The following is a 14,580-nucleotide window of genomic DNA, read 5'->3' as shown; positions in this document are numbered from 1 at the left end:
GCCCGCTTATGCCGCCCGCGGTCCCATCGTCTAACCGACGATCTCAAACACCTTCTCGAACACCTTCTTATGGCGCGCTCGTCGTCATGCGGTGCCGTCGCGGATGGCTCCCCTTGTCGATGGCTATGTAGGAGAGTGGGGCCCGTAGCAGCCCCAGCGCGGCGATCCGCAGCCCGCGCGAGACGATGGACTCGCGGAACGCCGCAAGCAGCAGTTCAAGATCTGTCAGGGCCTCCTCGCCCGCGATGCCGGTCCGTCTCGAAGTCGTAGTGCCGCATGTCCGGGGCAGGGCCCTGGAGTGTCCAGCCCCCGTCGACGTGGAGGATCTCCCCGGTGACGAACGACGAGGCGTCCGACGCCAGGAACACCAGCGGGCCGATGTAGTCCTCGGGCGTCGCCATGCGGCCCAGCGGAATGACGGCGCTCCAGCTACGATCGAAGTCGGGGTTGTCCTGCCAGTTGCGCTCCATACGCGTGGCCGTGGGCGCGATGGCGTTGACGCGCACACGCGGCGCGAGCCTCAGGGCGAGGTGGCGTGTCATCGCCTCCAGGCTGCCCTTTGATGCGGTGTAGACGGCGTGGTATCGGAGCATCAGGGTGGCGGCACAGGTTGAGATGTTGATGATCGATCCACCCCGCTCCCCCATTGCGGCCACCGCGGTTATGGTCGTCAGGAAGGCGCCCCGAAGGTTGGTGCTGATGGCGTCGCCCCAGTCCTCAAGAGTCGTCGCTTGTGCCGGGCCAAGACGGACATGCGCGACGTTGTTGACGAGCACATCGATGCTGCCAAACTCGCAATGGGCCGTGTCGATCAACCGCTGCGCGTCCTCGGGGACGCCTACGTCAGCGCCGACCGCCACGGCGATGCCGCCTGCCTCCTGTATACGCCGGCACGTCTGCTCGGCGCCCGCGCAGTCGTTCTTGTAGTTGACGACCACGTTTGCGCCGGCCTGACCGAGGCCGGTCGCCAACGCACGGCCAATCCCCTTGCTGGAACTGGTGACGACGGCCACCTTGCCGTCGAGCGCACCTGCGGAGGTCATGCGTCTCCTCGGGGAGCGGACTGAGGGCTTGGGGAGCGCTGGGGCGTGGCGGACAAAGAGGGACCTCCCGAGTCGAGCAGGTGTGGCGGTGGCCGCCGAGGGTTCCGTAAACGCCTACCGCCAGCTTGAGTGTAAGCCCTTGCAGAAGGCGGTGGAACTTGACGTAGGCTCCGGGCACGGTGATCCCGGTCGCCAGGCGGGCTGACCGGGTGGCGGGTCCCGGTGGCGGGTCCCGGTGGCTACGCCGGGGACTGATGGCGGGTCAGGGATGGGCGGCCAGCGACCCCGCGCGATCGTGTTGTGGGTGTAGCCGGTCTGTCTGCCGCGCCCACGCGCTCGAACCGGGCCGCCTGAGGGTTGACAGAGGGTGTCTCACTCGGAGTCCTCCTCATGCCAGGTGCGGCCGTCGCGTTCGATCAGCTCGGCCGCGCCGGCCGGTCCCCGGGTGCCGGCGGCATACGGCTGGGGTGGCTCGGCGAACAGCGCCAGCAGCGGCTCCACCCACCTCCAGGCGGCCTCCACCTCGTCCCGGCTCAGAAACAAGGTCGAGTCACCCCGGACGACATCCATGAGCAGCCGCTCATAGGCATCGACAAACCGAGACGTGAAGGTCTCAGCGAGACTGAGATTGAGGATCATCGGACGCAGACACAGGCCCCCCGGGCCCGGTTCCTCCACCATCAGATGCAGGAGTACGGCCGCGTCGGGCTGCAACCGCAGCACCAGGCGGTTGGGGGTGGGGCTATCGGCAACACCGGGAAAGATCGAATGCGGCACCGGCCGGAACCGCACCACGATCTCGGATGCATGCCGGTCCAGCCGCTTACCGGTTTTCAGATAGAAGGGCACGCCGGACCAGCGCGAGTTCTCTACCTCGGCCTTCAGTGCCACGAACGTCTCCGTGGTGCTGACCATCCCACCCAACTCGTCCCGGTAGGACGGCACCGCAACCCCATCGACGACACCTGCCGTGTACTGTCCACGCACGATGCAGCGCCCTACATCGCCGCGCGGCGGGCGCAGCGCCCGGAACACCTTTAGCTTCTCGTCGCGGATGACCTCCCGATCCAGCGAGGCTGGAGGTTCCATGGCCACGAGGCACAGCAGCTGCAGCAGATGGCTCTGCACCATGTCCCGCAGAGCACCAGCGCTGTCGTAGTAGCTCCCGCGTCCGCCCGCCCCGATCGACTCCGCAACCGTGATCTGCACGTGGTCGATCGCACCGGAGTTCCGCAGCAGCTCGAGAAATGGGTTGGCGCACCGGAGCACGAGTTGGTTCTGCACGGCCTCCTTGCCAAGGTAGTGGTCGATCCGGAAGATCTGTTCCTCGTCGAAGACCGCCCCGACCTCGTCGTTGATCCGTTGCGCCGATGCAAGATCGTGACCTGTCGGTTTTTCCAGGACGACCCGGGACTGCCCGCTCACCAGCCCCCTCTGGTGCAGGCCGGCGCAGATCGGCCCGAACAGCCGGGGGTCACAGGCCAGATAGAACACCCGCACCCGATCCTGCCCGTCGGCAAGCAGGCCCTGCAGGTCGCCCCAGGTGCTGTGATCGGTGGCGTTGGCGGTCACGTGGTGCAGGCGGCGCAGGAAACGCGCCCAGGCCCCCGCTTCCTGCGCCGTCCGCGGAACGCGCAGGCGCAGCTCCGCCTCCACCCTGTCGCGGTATCCGACATCGTCGAGCCTGGCTCGGGACACGGCGATCACACGGAAGTCGAGGGCGAGCTGCCCCTCCCGGTCGCAGTGGTACAGTGCTGCCAGTAGCTTGCGCATCACGAGGTCGCCGGTCCCGCCGAACACAGCGATGTCACAGCCCGCGGCTGGTGCAAGGTCCACAGCTTCTCCCCTTACTGTGATCTTGGACGGCGGTGGGAGACGCCTGAGAGCAGTGAGGGGGCGCCGGAACCCCGGCCAACCCCTCAGGCGAACTAGATCCCAGTGGCCGAGCTCGCATGGCAACTCTACTGCAAACGCTTACGGAAACCGGGCATGTGTCGCTGAACACACGCCCAATGCGGACCGCATGGCCGCCGACCAGGGCTTCCCGCCGTGGATGAACCAGACCCTGTCCTGCGGGTCGAACTCGGCCTTCCGAGCGCAGGCGATCTCGACCATGACTTCCGAGGGGTCGACGCCAACCACCTCGACACCGAAGGCAGCGGCGAGGTAGAAAGCGGCGCCACCCAGACCAGAGCCGATATCCATGACCAGCATTCCTGGAGAAACGGACATCCCACCCAGCAGGATTCGTTTGAAACCGTCCAGACCACGCGGGCTCTGGAAGCCGTCACCGTCAATGACCTCGGACCGCAGCACGTAATGCGGAACAGCGAATCGCGATTTCTCGTAGGCCCGGGCCAGGGCTTCCGTATCAGATTCAGCCTCAGATTTTTTCACGGCACCCTCTTCCATAACGATTCCTCATATCCTTCCGACCCATTGATTCCGCGCCGTCCAAGCCTGAGTGCCAGGCACTCGGGTGGCGCTGGTTCAGCGGGCGAACACCCGATGTCAGGCCGCCGGCGGTGTTGCTCATGGACCTACCCCGGGCGCAGATTCTTCACGACCGGCCGACTTACTGGTCGTCCTCGGGAGGACGAACGGCCAGCAGGTAGCCGTAGCGGATCTCGGGTGAAGTCGTCCGGCTGGCTTTCACCAAGAATCCCGCCCGTGTCAGCAACCTTCTCCACTGCTCCCGAGTCCGCATGTACTCCCCGGAGCGCCGAAGGATCCGGTCGAGTATCTGTGCGTCCTTGAGCGCATGGCGGTAACAGTTCTGCTCCGCAGCATTGACTATCTTCCGATAGTAGACGTCGCAGACATCGTCGATGTCGTTCTGGCTCGATAGTGCCGAGGTGTCGAGAAATGTCTCGCCAAGGGCCAGGCGGCCACCAGGGAAAAGCTCCCGGTAGCATTTTTCCAGGGCCCGCGAAATCTGGTCGTGGTCGACGTTATGCAACGACATGACCGCGATGATCGCATCGTACCGTGTGTCCGGTCTGTAGTCGAGGTAATCGGCGTGGACCAGTCGGGTCTCCTTCCTGCCTGTCCGGCTCAGTGGGATGCGCTCGAGCATCCGCACGCTGCTGTCGAGCAGGTCCAGACGCGCGACGAGCGGGAGCCTGGCCACGAGCGCGCCGTCGCCGCAACCGAGATCTAGGACGACGTCCGCTGGCTGAGGGTTTGCGGCCGTGATGCACGCTTCTAGCAGCTTGGAGTGTTGCCGCAGCCCGGGCAGTTGGTAGCCGTCCCGCTCCCAGGCGTCGAAGAACGACTGGCCAGGGAGTTTGGCGGCCACGGCCCAATCCAGTATGGCCCGATCAAGGCTGGGAATGCGACTTGCCACCGCGTCGAGTGTGTCGGCCAGCCGCGCGCGGTTGTATTCCCAGTTCGTCATCGGGCCCCGGTCCCGCCTTGCCACCTCCAAACCGTGCCAGGTGGAGGGCGGGACGTCGAGCCCGTCGTGCATGGCCGCCGCGTGTACGTCCTCCTCCGAGCGGCGTCGCAGTTCGGCGTCCGCACGATCGTTGGCATTGTCAGACACGTTCTCCATGGCCCTTCCTTCGATCGTCAACACACACTGTCGTCATGGGGTTGACCAGCCTGGGTGCCCGCACTCGGGCGGCGCTGGTTACGGCGAGTAAAACCGCCTGTCAGGCCACCGGCGGCGTTGCTCATGGACCTACCCTGCGCGCCGGCGCTTCACCTCCTCGGCGAAAGCGATGTCAGCGGCGGTCACTTTGCCGTTTCCAATCGTCTCGAGCACCTGGGCGACTGAGGCAAGCCGCGACTCGATGGCGGCGGAACCGGACTCGAGAATGCTGGGGAGAGCGGCATCCACCGCCGCGAAAACGACGCGCAAGATTCAGCACCGGACCGCCGGTACAGAGTGGCCCGCCAGATCGCGTCCTCCTCGCTGGTTCCCGCGATAGGGGAGTCCACCCGGGCGATCAACATGAAGTCCCTGCCCTGGAGAACATCCTTCACCATCATGATTTTGGTGACGAACTCGTTTGCGTCGGCGAACTCCTGACCGGGCGGGAAACTGTTCCTCTTAGGGAATGCCTTGTCCTCAATTCACACAGCGTAAACACCTGCGTGCTCGTACTCGCGGACGAGGTGGATCAGATTGTTGATATCACCGAACCCGATGTCACAGCCCGCGATGAGAGGTCGAGCCGGTGCGCTCCCACGCTGCTGATCGCGTTGACGACGGTGGTCTCACCGTCGTCAACGGCCACCCGGCACAGCTCGCGCAGTGGTGCCAGCAACCTGGTGGTCGTCTCGTGATGGACAAGGACCTGCAACCGGAGCGCCGGATCCCTTCGCAACGCCACGACCACAACCTTAGAGTTGACGTCAGTCGACGTCAACTCCCCGCCGGGCTGGTGCTGGCTGTCTGCCACCGCTGCCTCCTGCCTCCTGCGCGGATGCCGCCATCGGTATGCAAGCGCATACCGATCTTAATCGGCCTTGAGTCTACTTCGCCGTCCGCATCCCTGGAGGTAATGGTCGCCACACACGGGAGGCTTCCCTGAATCCGCAGGCTACAGGCACATAGCCGCGACTCCGCCTCACCCGATCGTGCGCATCGGATCACGCTTCCCCATGATCCAAAGTAGGTGCGATCTAGAAAGCGCTTGCAGTAATCAAAATTCGATCAAGTTTACGATCATCGATCTGGGCCGCTTGACGGGTTCCGGCGGGTGCGCTGGGAACGAGAGGAACTTGGTCAACAAGTGCTATGAGAGCAACGTGTTGATCGGCGACCAGGAGATCAACGAAGACTATTGCGGCACGGACCTGTTGAACCGGCAGGCTGCGAGGATGGCGACGGCGTTGGGAGCGGCCATGACCGGATCGACGGGGCCGAGCCGGTGGCCGCGCTGTCCCGTTCCAGGCCATCTGGTCCGGGTGATGACCGGCGACAGCGGCTTCTGCCCCTGCGGCGTACGTGGCCGCGATCGGCTCGATCCGGTCGACGGCGTGGGGAAGACCCTGCCGGCGATCTCCCGGAGGCTGGTGGTCCAGAAACGGGTGTGGACGCTGGCCGCCGGGGATACGGGTCATCATCCGCAAGGAGCGGCCGCACCCCCGGCTGCGAGCTGGTCGCCGCCGACGACGAGGAGCGTCGCAGTGGACGGAGGACCGTCTGCCGATCGGCCCGGTCAAGGAGTTTCTTGAGCATCACCGGCTGATCGGCTCGTCGCCGAACACGGTCCGGTCGTATGCGCATGCGCCGGTGGGCTGTTGTCGTGCGTCACCTGCTGTCCGGCCCACCATCTGCCGGCGCAGGCAACCAGCGGCGGCGACGCGCCGTTCCCCGGGGAAAGGCCGGGTAACGCGAACGGATCAGTAGGAAGAGCCGCTGATCTCGTCCGCGAGTTGGTGCGCCAGCTCCGGGGTCGCCGCGATCACGCCGGACCGTCGGCGGCTGAGGTCGGGGACGATCTCGACCGGGCGGCCGAAGGCGTCGATCACCGCGCCGCCCACCGCCGCGCGGGCGGCTGCGGCCAGCGCGGGATCCGTCCCGGCCGGAATCTCCGGCTCGGGAACCGGCCACCGGGTCACCGCCGCACCCCCGATTGTCACCAGACACCCCAGGATGACAACACGGACCGCACCACCGGCCACGGGCGGCGCGGCTCGACCAGCACAAAGTCAGCGCGCAGCCCCGGTTCGAGCCGACCGCGGTCGGGAAGTCCGGCGACCTCGGCCGGCCCGGCGGTCACCAGGCCGATGGCTGCCGGCAGGGTGGCGAGCCCCTGCTCGGCGAGCAGCATGGCGGCCGCGAGCAGACCGGAGGGCAGGTAGTCCGACACCAGCGCGGTCACCAGGCCGCGGCTGCCCATCAAATAGCGCTCGTAGTGCTCGCGGACGGCGTACTGGCCCTGGCCCGGGGTACGGTCCTCGTGGGAGACCAGGGCGCCGTCGGGAACCTGGTCCAACCGCCGCGCCAGCGCGGACAGCGCTTCCGGGCTGCGCACGTCGAGCCGGTACAGGATCCGGTGGTCGACGAGCCCGCCGGTATAAGCATCGATCGCCTCGCACGTCTTCTCCGCCTGGCCCACGCTGCGCGGGATGTCGTGGTGGGTGTCCTCGAAGGAGATGCCGTGGAACACGGTCGTCACGCCCGCGGCCCGCAGCTTGCCCTCGAAGGACAGCAGCGCGAACTCGATCGGCAGCTCGGCACCCGGTCGGGGCAGCTGCTCGTTCTCGATCCCGTGGCGCGCAGCGCGTCCTCGACACCCGGGTCGACCTCTTCCACGGAGTCCGCGACGAGCTTGCCGAGCAGCCCGACAGCACCGACGCCCAGCGCGAGCACCCCGGCGACCGCACCGAGCCCGGTGATCACCACGAACACGATCGCCAGCACCAGATCGGGGATGCCCCGCACACACACGATCAGCAGCCGGTCGCGATGGCGCGGCCGAGCCCGTCGATACCCACGAAGCCGAGGACGACCGAGACCCGCAGGTTGATGTCCAGCCGGTGCAGCGCGGTCGCCACGAACGCGGGCAGCACCTGCGGCAGCACGCCGGCCACCAGCTCCCACGGCCCGCGCCGCCCGCGCGCATGGCCTCACGCGGGCCCTCGTCGATCTGCTCGACCGCGTCGGCGTAGAGCTTGCCGACCATGCCGACCGAATGCAGTCCCATCGCGAGAACCCCGGCCAGCGCGCCGAACCCGAACAGCCGAAAGAACACGATCGCCAGCACCACGTCCGGCACCGCGCGGGCCGCGACGATCACTGCCCGCGCGCCGAACCGCGCACCGCGGTGCGGCGCCGTGTTCCCGGCCGCCAAGACCGCAAGCCCCGTGCTGAGCACCACCGACAGCAGCGTGGCGCAGATGACGATCGACATGGTCTGGCCGGTCAGGCGCAGCAGCTCCCCCGCGGTGGGGAAGTCCAGGGGGAGCATCCGGGCGGCGAAGTCGGCCGCGTTCCGCCCGCTGTCGATCAGCGTCGCGACGTTGATCGACAGCGCGGCGAAGGCCTACCCGGCCAGGCCGAGCAGCCCCAGCAGCGCGGCCGTGCCCAGGACCGAATCGGTCCTGGGCCGGGCGAGGGTTCGCCCCGTCACGCGATGGCCCGCAGCGGGCCGGCTCGGTAGATCATGGCGACGGCCTGCTGGTGGTCAAGGTCGCCCGCAGCCTTGTCCAGCACGACCTGGCCCGAGCGCAACCCGACGATCCGGTCGGCCCACGACAGCGCCAGCTCGACCTGGTGCAGGCTGCACAGCACGGTCAGATTCCGTTCGCTCGCGATTTCGCGGATCAGGCCCATCACCTGCGCCGAGGACTCCGGGTCCAGGGAGGCAACCGGCTCGTCCGCGAGCAGGATCTCCGGGCGTTGCATGAGCGCCCGCGCGACCGCGACCCGCTGCTGCTGCCCGCCCGACAGCGTGTCCGCGCGCTGGAACGCCTGTGACGCGAGCCCGACCCGTTCCAAGTGCTCCAGCGCCTCGAGTCGCACCGCCCGCGGATAGGTGACCAGACCCAGCCGCGGGCCACGCAGCCTGCCGAGCGCGCCGGTGCACACGTTCTCCAGCACCGAGAGGCTGTCGACCAGGTGAAACTGCTGGAACACGAAGCTGATCCGGCGACGCAGCTCCCGCAACCGCGCGCCCCGCGCCTGGCCGACGTCCGTGCCGAGCGCGATGACCCGGCCCGCGCTTGCCCCATGCAGGCCGTCGACGTGCCGCAGGAGCGTCGACTTGCCCGAACCGGACAGCCCCGGCAGGACGACCACCTCGCCGGGCTCGACGGTGAACGACACCTCGTCGAGGGCGAGCGTCTGGCCGAACCGCTTGGTCACCCCCTCGAAGCAGACGGCGCTCACTCCGCCGCCGTGCAGCTCTTGGCCTTCGTGACCTCGCAGACGTGCCGCACCGGGTCGAAGAAGGTGTCGGCGACCTTGACGAAACCCCAGTCGCCGGACTCGTCGACCATGCACTTACCGGGTGTGCAGAACCCATGGGACTCGAGGTAGTCGATGTTCATGTGCTCCTGGATCACTTTGGCGATCTTGTCCTTGGGCGCGGGATCGAGGTCGTCACTGATCGCGATCGGTGATCCGGGGATGAGGTCGGACTTCCACACCGTGGTCAGCTCGCCGGCCTTGAGCTGACCCTTCTCGATCAGCTTCTTGTCGACCATCGCGTCGTAGGCGAACCCGGCGTCGCACTGCCCCTTGGCCACGCCGAGCGCCGACGCATCGTGCGTGCCGGCCAGCACCGCGGTGATCCCGCTATCGGGGTTCACCCCGGCGTCGATCAGCCCGGCCCGCGGATAGAGGTAGCCCGAGGTCGAGTTCGGGTCGACGAGGCAGACCTTCTTACCCTTGAAACCCGCGAGGTCGTGAATCGGCGAACCGGTCTTCACCACGCCGTAGGAGCGATAGCCCGGCGAACCACCTTTCTCCGCGAGCGCCGCGGCGACCGCCGTCGCCCGCACTCCGGAGGTGCGGGCGACCAGATAGGACAGTGCCCCGTACAGCGCGATATCGACCTTGCCGCTGCGCTGCCCCTCGATGACGGCGGCGTAGTCGGTTGCCCGCTGGAACCGGATCGTCTTCCCGGTTTCCTTCCGCGGCAAATCGATCGAGGATTGGTAGTCCTCCTGAAGCTTGGCCGACTCCTCGCCCGGAACCGCCGCGAACACCAGTTCGCTGGGGTCACGGGTGCTGCCGTTGCCGTTGTTCGCCGCGCTCTGACCACAGGAAGCCATGAGCACCAGCGCCGCCCCGGCCAGCGCGAGCACGCGCCATCGCTTGTTGACCATGTTTCCTCCTCGTCCGGTACTGCGGGAAGCCTGGAACGCCCGCGTGCCACCGTGGTGAAGCGTCGGTTACGAGCAACCGAACGGCCAGGGCTATCTCACGGCAGACGACCGCACAACCGGAAGAGGCCGTGATAACTCCCATACTGGGATTTCTGGTCCGGTCAAGAATCGATCGGATCTGTAGATCGCCGTCCAGCGGCGCGCGGACCTGCCCCCGACCACCGGCCCGCTGATCATGTCAGTCAGCCGGCGTCTCCTCGGCTGGGCGCTCTACCCGACCTCGCCCAGCGGGGCGATCCACCGTTCCCAAGACCTCCCCGGGGAGGTGGTCGCTGGTGGATGGCGGCGTGAGGGCGGCGATCGCGGGTATCACGCAACGGTCATGCCCTCTCACGAAGAGCGAATCTTTCGATCGTGTTCGGGCGCTAGGAGAGCCATGAACCCAGAGGGTCGCGGACCGGCCGAGCCGGTGCGGGTGGGTGCGGGCAGCGGGACACCGGCCTGGCCCGCCGGCGACGGTGCGCACGCGTCGCGACTTGAGACCGTCGCATCCTGGGCCGCCGTGTTCACGATCGTGATGGCCGCGGTCACGCTACTCGGTTGGACCCTGGACAATCACGTGCTCACGAGCATCAAACCCGGCTGGCCGTCGACGAAACCAAACGGAGCCGTCTGCGGTCTGCTGCTCGGGTTCTCGCTGTGGAGCCGACTCGGCCGGCGGCGAGCCGCCGTCCGGGCGGCGGGACAGGGGGCCGCCGCCCTTGCACTGGCGATCTCCGGACTCTCCCTCGTCGAGTCGGCCGTGGATCGGAATTTCGGCATAGACGAACTTCTCTTCACCGACCAGGCCACAGCCTCGCAGTCTCATCCGGGGCGGATCGTGCCTTTCGGCGCGGCCATTCTGGCGCTGTTGTCGCTCGCCCTGCTACTTTTCGATACCCGCCGGTGGCGAGGAAGGTACGTGGCCCAGGTCCTGGTCTGCGTCGCGGGGTTCATCTCCTTTACGGTGCTGCTGAGCTATCTGTACGGGGTCGATTTCACTTCCGGTTACACGAGGGTCGCCGTCCCGGCGGCGGTCGCCACGCTGGTGCTGTCGGTCGGAGCGACGCTGGCACGGTTGGGTTATACCCCGCTGGCGATCCTGGCGAGTTCCGGGGCCGGCGGGGGCGTCGCCCGCCAGTTGCTGCCGGCCACGGTCATCGTCCCGGTCCTTGTCGGGACGACCGCGGTGGCGCTGTGGCGGCTCGGGTTCTACGGCGTCGCGTTCCGGGGTGCCCTGGTGGTCTCCTATACCGTGGTCATGCTGCTGGCGGTCACCGTCGGGATCTGCCGGCGGCTGGATCATGCCGATGCCGAAAGACTGCGCGTCTCCGCCGATCTGGCCGCGGCCAACGCCCGGTTGGCGGAGGCGAACACGCGCCTCGTCGAGGCCAACAAGCAGATGCACGAGGCCGTCGACGAGCTCGGCAGTTTCACCTACAGCGTCTCCCACGACCTGCGGGCGCCACTGCGGTCGATGAGCGGTTTCTCCCGGATCCTGATGGACGAGTACGCCGAGGACATGCCCGAGCAGGCCCGCGGCTATCTCGACCGGGTGCAGCGCAGCTCCGACCGGATGGGCGCGTTGATCGACGACCTGCTCGCCTTCTCCCGCCTGGGCAGGCAGCCCATGAGTAAGCGGGAGGTGGACCCGGCTGCGATCGTGTCCGCGGTGCTGGCGGAGCAAGAGGGCGACCGCGCCGGCCGCCCGGTGCGGATCACCGTCGGGGATCTTCCCCATGGGGTGGCCGACCCGGTGCTGCTCAAGGTGGTCTACACCAACCTGCTGTCGAACGCGGTCAAGTTCACCCGGGGCCGTGACCCCGCCCGCGTCGAGATCGGCAGCCGCCGCGAGAACGGGCGGGTGGTCTTCTACGTCGCCGACAACGGGGCCGGTTTCGATCCGCGGTACGCGGACAAGCTGTTCGGGGTGTTCCAGCGGCTGCACCGCTCGGAACAGTTCGAGGGAACGGGTGTCGGTCTCGCGCTGTGCCAGCGCGTCATCGCCCGCCATGGCGGGCGGATCTGGGCGGAGGCGGCGCAGGGGAAAGGCGCGACCTTCTTCTTCACTCTGAGCGAGGAGGTATCGGCGTGAACATCGAAAGACCGAACATTCTGTTGGTGGAGGATGATCCCGACGATATCGAACTTACCCTGCACGCGCTGCACACAAAGAACATCATGGCTTCGATCGAGGTTCTCCGGGACGGAGCCGAGGCGCTCGCCTTCCTCTTCCGTACCGGCCCCTACGCCGACCGGTCGCCGGACAGGGATCCGAAGGTCGTTCTGCTCGATCTCAAGCTGCCGAAGGTCGACGGCCTGGAGGTCCTGCAACGGCTGAAAGGCGACCCGGCACTTCGGACCATGCCGGTGGTGATGCTGACTTCCTCCCACGAGGAACGGGACATCGTGGCCAGCTACGACCTCGGAGTCAACAGCTACATCGTCAAGCCGGTCGACTTCGGCCAGTTCACCGAGGCGGTGCGGACGGCGGGCATGTACTGGCTGCTGCTCAACCGGCAGTCCACCCAGAGCACCCAGAACACCAGAGCGATGCCGATTCCGGTGCCAATGCCGATGCCTCACCCGCCGCGGAAGGGTGAAGCGGCAGCTGGCTGAGCGGCAGCCGGAGATGTAGGTGGTGGCTGGCTGAACGGCGGCGGGCTGGCTGAACGGCGGCGGGCTAGGTGACGGCGAGACAGGTGCGCATGATGCCACGCATTCACGTCCTCATGATCGAGGACAGCGACGACGATGCCGTGCTCGTCGTCGAACGACTGCGACGCGGCGGTTTCGAGGTGACCTACGATCAGGTGGAGGACTCCGAGGCGGCCGCGTCGGTTCTCCGTACCCGGCCTCCGGACCTGGTGATCTGCGATTACCACATGCCGGCGTTCGGCGCCGAGGCGGCCCTGACGCAGCTGCGCGCCAGCGGCCTCGATATCCCGTTCATCGTCGTCTCCGGCCAGGTCGGCGAGGAGACGGCGGCGGCACTCATGCGGGCCGGCGCGCACGACTTCCTGCTCAAGGATCGCATGAGCCGACTCGTCCCCGCGGTGCAGCGCGAACTGCGGGAGGCCGACGACCGGCAGAGACGACGGCAGGCCGAGGCCGCCCTACGACGCAGCGAGGAACGGTTCCGGCTGCTCGCCGAGCAGGCGACGGACGTCCTCTTCCGCTGCCGGCTGTGCCCGCGGGCCGAGGTCGAGTACGTCAGCCCGGCGATCAGGATGATCACCGGCTACCCGCCCGAGGACCTGTGCGGCCGCCCCGACACCCTGTTCTCGCTGGTCGACGAGGAGGACCGGCCCACCCTCAAGGGCTCGTGGCGCACCGCGAACCCCGAACCGCTGCGGGTCCGTTGGCACCCGCGAGAGGGCGCCGAGGTCTGGACTGAGCAGCGCGTGGTCGGCGTCCACGACGACCAGGGCCACCTCGTCGCGGTGCAGGGCATCCTGCGTGACGTGACCGAGCAGGTCCATGCCGACGAGGAACGGGAGCAGCTGCGACGCCAGCTGGATCAGACCGAGCGGCTGGAGTCCCTCGGCCGGCTCGCGGGCGGCGTGGCGCACGACTTCAACAACCTGCTCGGCGTGATCACCGGCTATGCGGAGACCGTCCTCGACACCCTTCCCGACGACGACCCGTGCCGGGCCGACATGGACGAGATCAGCCGTGCCGCCGACCAGGCCGCCGGACTGATCCGTCAACTGCTCACCTTCAGCCGGCAGGAGTCGTCGAAGCCGGAGACCCTCGACCTCAACGCGGTGGTCGAGGGGACGCGGAACCTGCTGCGGCGCACCATCGGCGAGGACATCGAGATCGTCACCCTCCTCGATCCCGATCTCCATCCCGTCACGATCGACCCGATCAAGATCCAACAGGTGGTGATGAACCTGGTCGTCAACTCCCGTGCGGCCATGCACGACGGCGGCCGCCTCACCCTCAGCACGGCGAACCTGGACCGGGACGGCGGCCCGTCTCCCGCGGACCGCCCGGCCGCGCACGGGCGGCCGTCGCCGGAAGAACGCCCGAAGCGCGGCTGGGCGTGCCTGGCGGTCGCCGACACCGGGTGCGGCATGAGCCCGGAGGTGATCCGTCGCGCCGTCGAACCCTTCTTCACCACCAAGGGACCCGGTGAGGGGACGGGACTCGGCCTCGCCACCGTCTACGGGGTGGTCAGGGCGGCCGGCGGCGAGATCGACATCGAGTCCGAGGTCGGGAAGGGGACGACCATCCGGATCCTGCTGCCCGCCACGGCGAGGACCGGGCCCGCTCCCGTCGACGCCACCCGGGACGACGCCACCCGGGACGACGCCACCCGCGGGCAGGGGAAGACGATCCTCGTCGTCGAGGACGACGCGGCCGTGCGCGCCGTCACCAGGCGCATCCTCGTACGGTCCGGCTACCTCGTCCACGAGGCGGGTTCCCCGGCCGAGGCCCTCGACCGGTTCGGTCCTGGGACGACGCGGATCGACGCCCTGCTCACCGACGCGATCATGCCCGGTATGACGGGCTACCAGCTCATCGAACAGTTCCGTCGGACCCGCCCCGAGCTGCCGGTCATGCTGATGTCGGGCTACGCCGCCGGCGCCGAGAAGTCCGTGGCCGGCTTCCCGCCCGGTGTCGCCCACCTCCAGAAGCCGTTCACCGCCCGTACCCTTCTCGACAGCCTGGAACGAACCCTGCACCCACGCTGACCGGCGGTGCAGAT

General features: G+C 67.8%; 15 protein-coding genes and 2 pseudogenes. 3 read left to right on the top strand and 14 right to left on the bottom strand.

Annotated elements, in window-relative coordinates; genetic code table 11:
• Positions 1-215 precede the first annotated feature (215 nt).
• From AC08OO_RS15125 to AC08OO_RS15060, 14 genes and pseudogenes are all read right to left on the bottom strand, one after another.
• Positions 216-1,043 (bottom strand): SDR family NAD(P)-dependent oxidoreductase, encoded by an 828-nt coding sequence (locus tag AC08OO_RS15125; RefSeq protein ID WP_476610863.1) that lies wholly within the window; start codon positions 1,041-1,043, stop codon positions 216-218.
• A gap of 372 nt (positions 1,044-1,415) precedes the next feature.
• Entirely contained in the window at positions 1,416-2,879 is a 1,464-nt protein-coding gene (gene zwf / locus AC08OO_RS15120) for a glucose-6-phosphate dehydrogenase (protein ID WP_476610864.1), read from the bottom strand.
• A 138-nt stretch (positions 2,880-3,017) separates the two neighbouring features.
• The gene (locus AC08OO_RS15115) at positions 3,018-3,455 is read right to left on the bottom strand and encodes an SAM-dependent methyltransferase (RefSeq protein ID WP_476610865.1); all 438 of its coding nucleotides are present in this window, start codon (positions 3,453-3,455) and stop codon (positions 3,018-3,020) included.
• A 163-nt stretch (positions 3,456-3,618) separates the two neighbouring features.
• A complete protein-coding gene (locus AC08OO_RS15110; RefSeq protein WP_476610866.1) occupies positions 3,619-4,596 on the bottom strand; it encodes a class I SAM-dependent methyltransferase in 978 nt (325 codons plus the stop codon).
• 129 nt (positions 4,597-4,725) lie between these two features.
• Positions 4,726-4,905, bottom strand: coding sequence for a hypothetical protein (locus AC08OO_RS15105; protein WP_476610867.1), 180 nt, complete (start codon positions 4,903-4,905; stop codon positions 4,726-4,728).
• A 56-nt stretch (positions 4,906-4,961) separates the two neighbouring features.
• Positions 4,962-5,120 (bottom strand): annotated as a pseudogene (locus AC08OO_RS15100) (hypothetical protein); the annotation flags it as partial.
• A 47-nt stretch (positions 5,121-5,167) separates the two neighbouring features.
• Entirely contained in the window at positions 5,168-5,449 is a 282-nt protein-coding gene (locus AC08OO_RS15095; protein ID WP_476610868.1) for a hypothetical protein, read from the bottom strand.
• Positions 5,450-6,395: 946 nt separating this feature from the next.
• The gene (locus tag AC08OO_RS15090) at positions 6,396-6,635 is read right to left on the bottom strand and encodes a hypothetical protein (protein WP_476610869.1); all 240 of its coding nucleotides are present in this window, start codon (positions 6,633-6,635) and stop codon (positions 6,396-6,398) included.
• The gene (locus tag AC08OO_RS15085) at positions 6,632-7,174 is read right to left on the bottom strand and encodes a hypothetical protein (RefSeq protein WP_476610875.1); all 543 of its coding nucleotides are present in this window, start codon (positions 7,172-7,174) and stop codon (positions 6,632-6,634) included. Before AC08OO_RS15085 ends, AC08OO_RS15090 begins: the two co-directional genes overlap by 4 nt.
• Positions 7,171-7,440: a PhnE/PtxC family ABC transporter permease gene (locus AC08OO_RS15080; protein ID WP_476618674.1), complete on the bottom strand. Its 270-nt coding sequence runs from the start codon at positions 7,438-7,440 to the stop codon at positions 7,171-7,173. The genes AC08OO_RS15085 and AC08OO_RS15080 overlap by 4 nt, the downstream gene beginning before the upstream one ends.
• Before the next feature lie 8 nt (positions 7,441-7,448).
• Positions 7,449-7,589 carry a hypothetical protein gene (locus AC08OO_RS15075; protein ID WP_242666987.1) on the bottom strand — a complete coding sequence of 47 codons (141 nt, stop codon included), beginning with the start codon at positions 7,587-7,589 and terminating at the stop codon, positions 7,449-7,451.
• 20 nt (positions 7,590-7,609) lie between these two features.
• A pseudogene (locus AC08OO_RS15070) lies at positions 7,610-7,909 on the bottom strand (PhnE/PtxC family ABC transporter permease); the annotation flags it as partial.
• A 215-nt stretch (positions 7,910-8,124) separates the two neighbouring features.
• A complete protein-coding gene (phnC, locus tag AC08OO_RS15065) occupies positions 8,125-8,886 on the bottom strand; it encodes a phosphonate ABC transporter ATP-binding protein (RefSeq protein WP_476610870.1) in 762 nt (253 codons plus the stop codon).
• Positions 8,883-9,827, bottom strand: a complete 945-nt coding sequence (locus AC08OO_RS15060; protein ID WP_476610871.1) for a phosphate/phosphite/phosphonate ABC transporter substrate-binding protein — start codon at positions 9,825-9,827, stop codon at positions 8,883-8,885. The genes phnC and AC08OO_RS15060 overlap by 4 nt, the downstream gene beginning before the upstream one ends.
• Before the next feature lie 436 nt (positions 9,828-10,263).
• Between AC08OO_RS15060 and AC08OO_RS15055 the strand changes: the two genes are divergently transcribed.
• The 3 genes from AC08OO_RS15055 to AC08OO_RS15045 all read left to right on the top strand — a co-directional run bounded on the left by AC08OO_RS15055 (position 10,264) and on the right by AC08OO_RS15045 (position 14,566).
• The gene (locus AC08OO_RS15055; RefSeq protein ID WP_476610872.1) at positions 10,264-11,961 is read left to right on the top strand and encodes a sensor histidine kinase; all 1,698 of its coding nucleotides are present in this window, start codon (positions 10,264-10,266) and stop codon (positions 11,959-11,961) included.
• On the top strand, positions 11,958-12,485 hold the full coding sequence (locus tag AC08OO_RS15050; RefSeq protein ID WP_476610873.1) for a response regulator: 528 nt from the start codon (positions 11,958-11,960) through the stop codon (positions 12,483-12,485). Before AC08OO_RS15055 ends, AC08OO_RS15050 begins: the two co-directional genes overlap by 4 nt.
• Before the next feature lie 89 nt (positions 12,486-12,574).
• Entirely contained in the window at positions 12,575-14,566 is a 1,992-nt protein-coding gene (locus AC08OO_RS15045) for a response regulator (protein ID WP_476618670.1), read from the top strand.
• Positions 14,567-14,580: the final 14 nt, after the last annotated feature.

The organism is Frankia sp. CeCAU1 (assembly GCF_977971845.1).
This window is presented reverse-complemented; position numbering and strand designations above follow the sequence as displayed.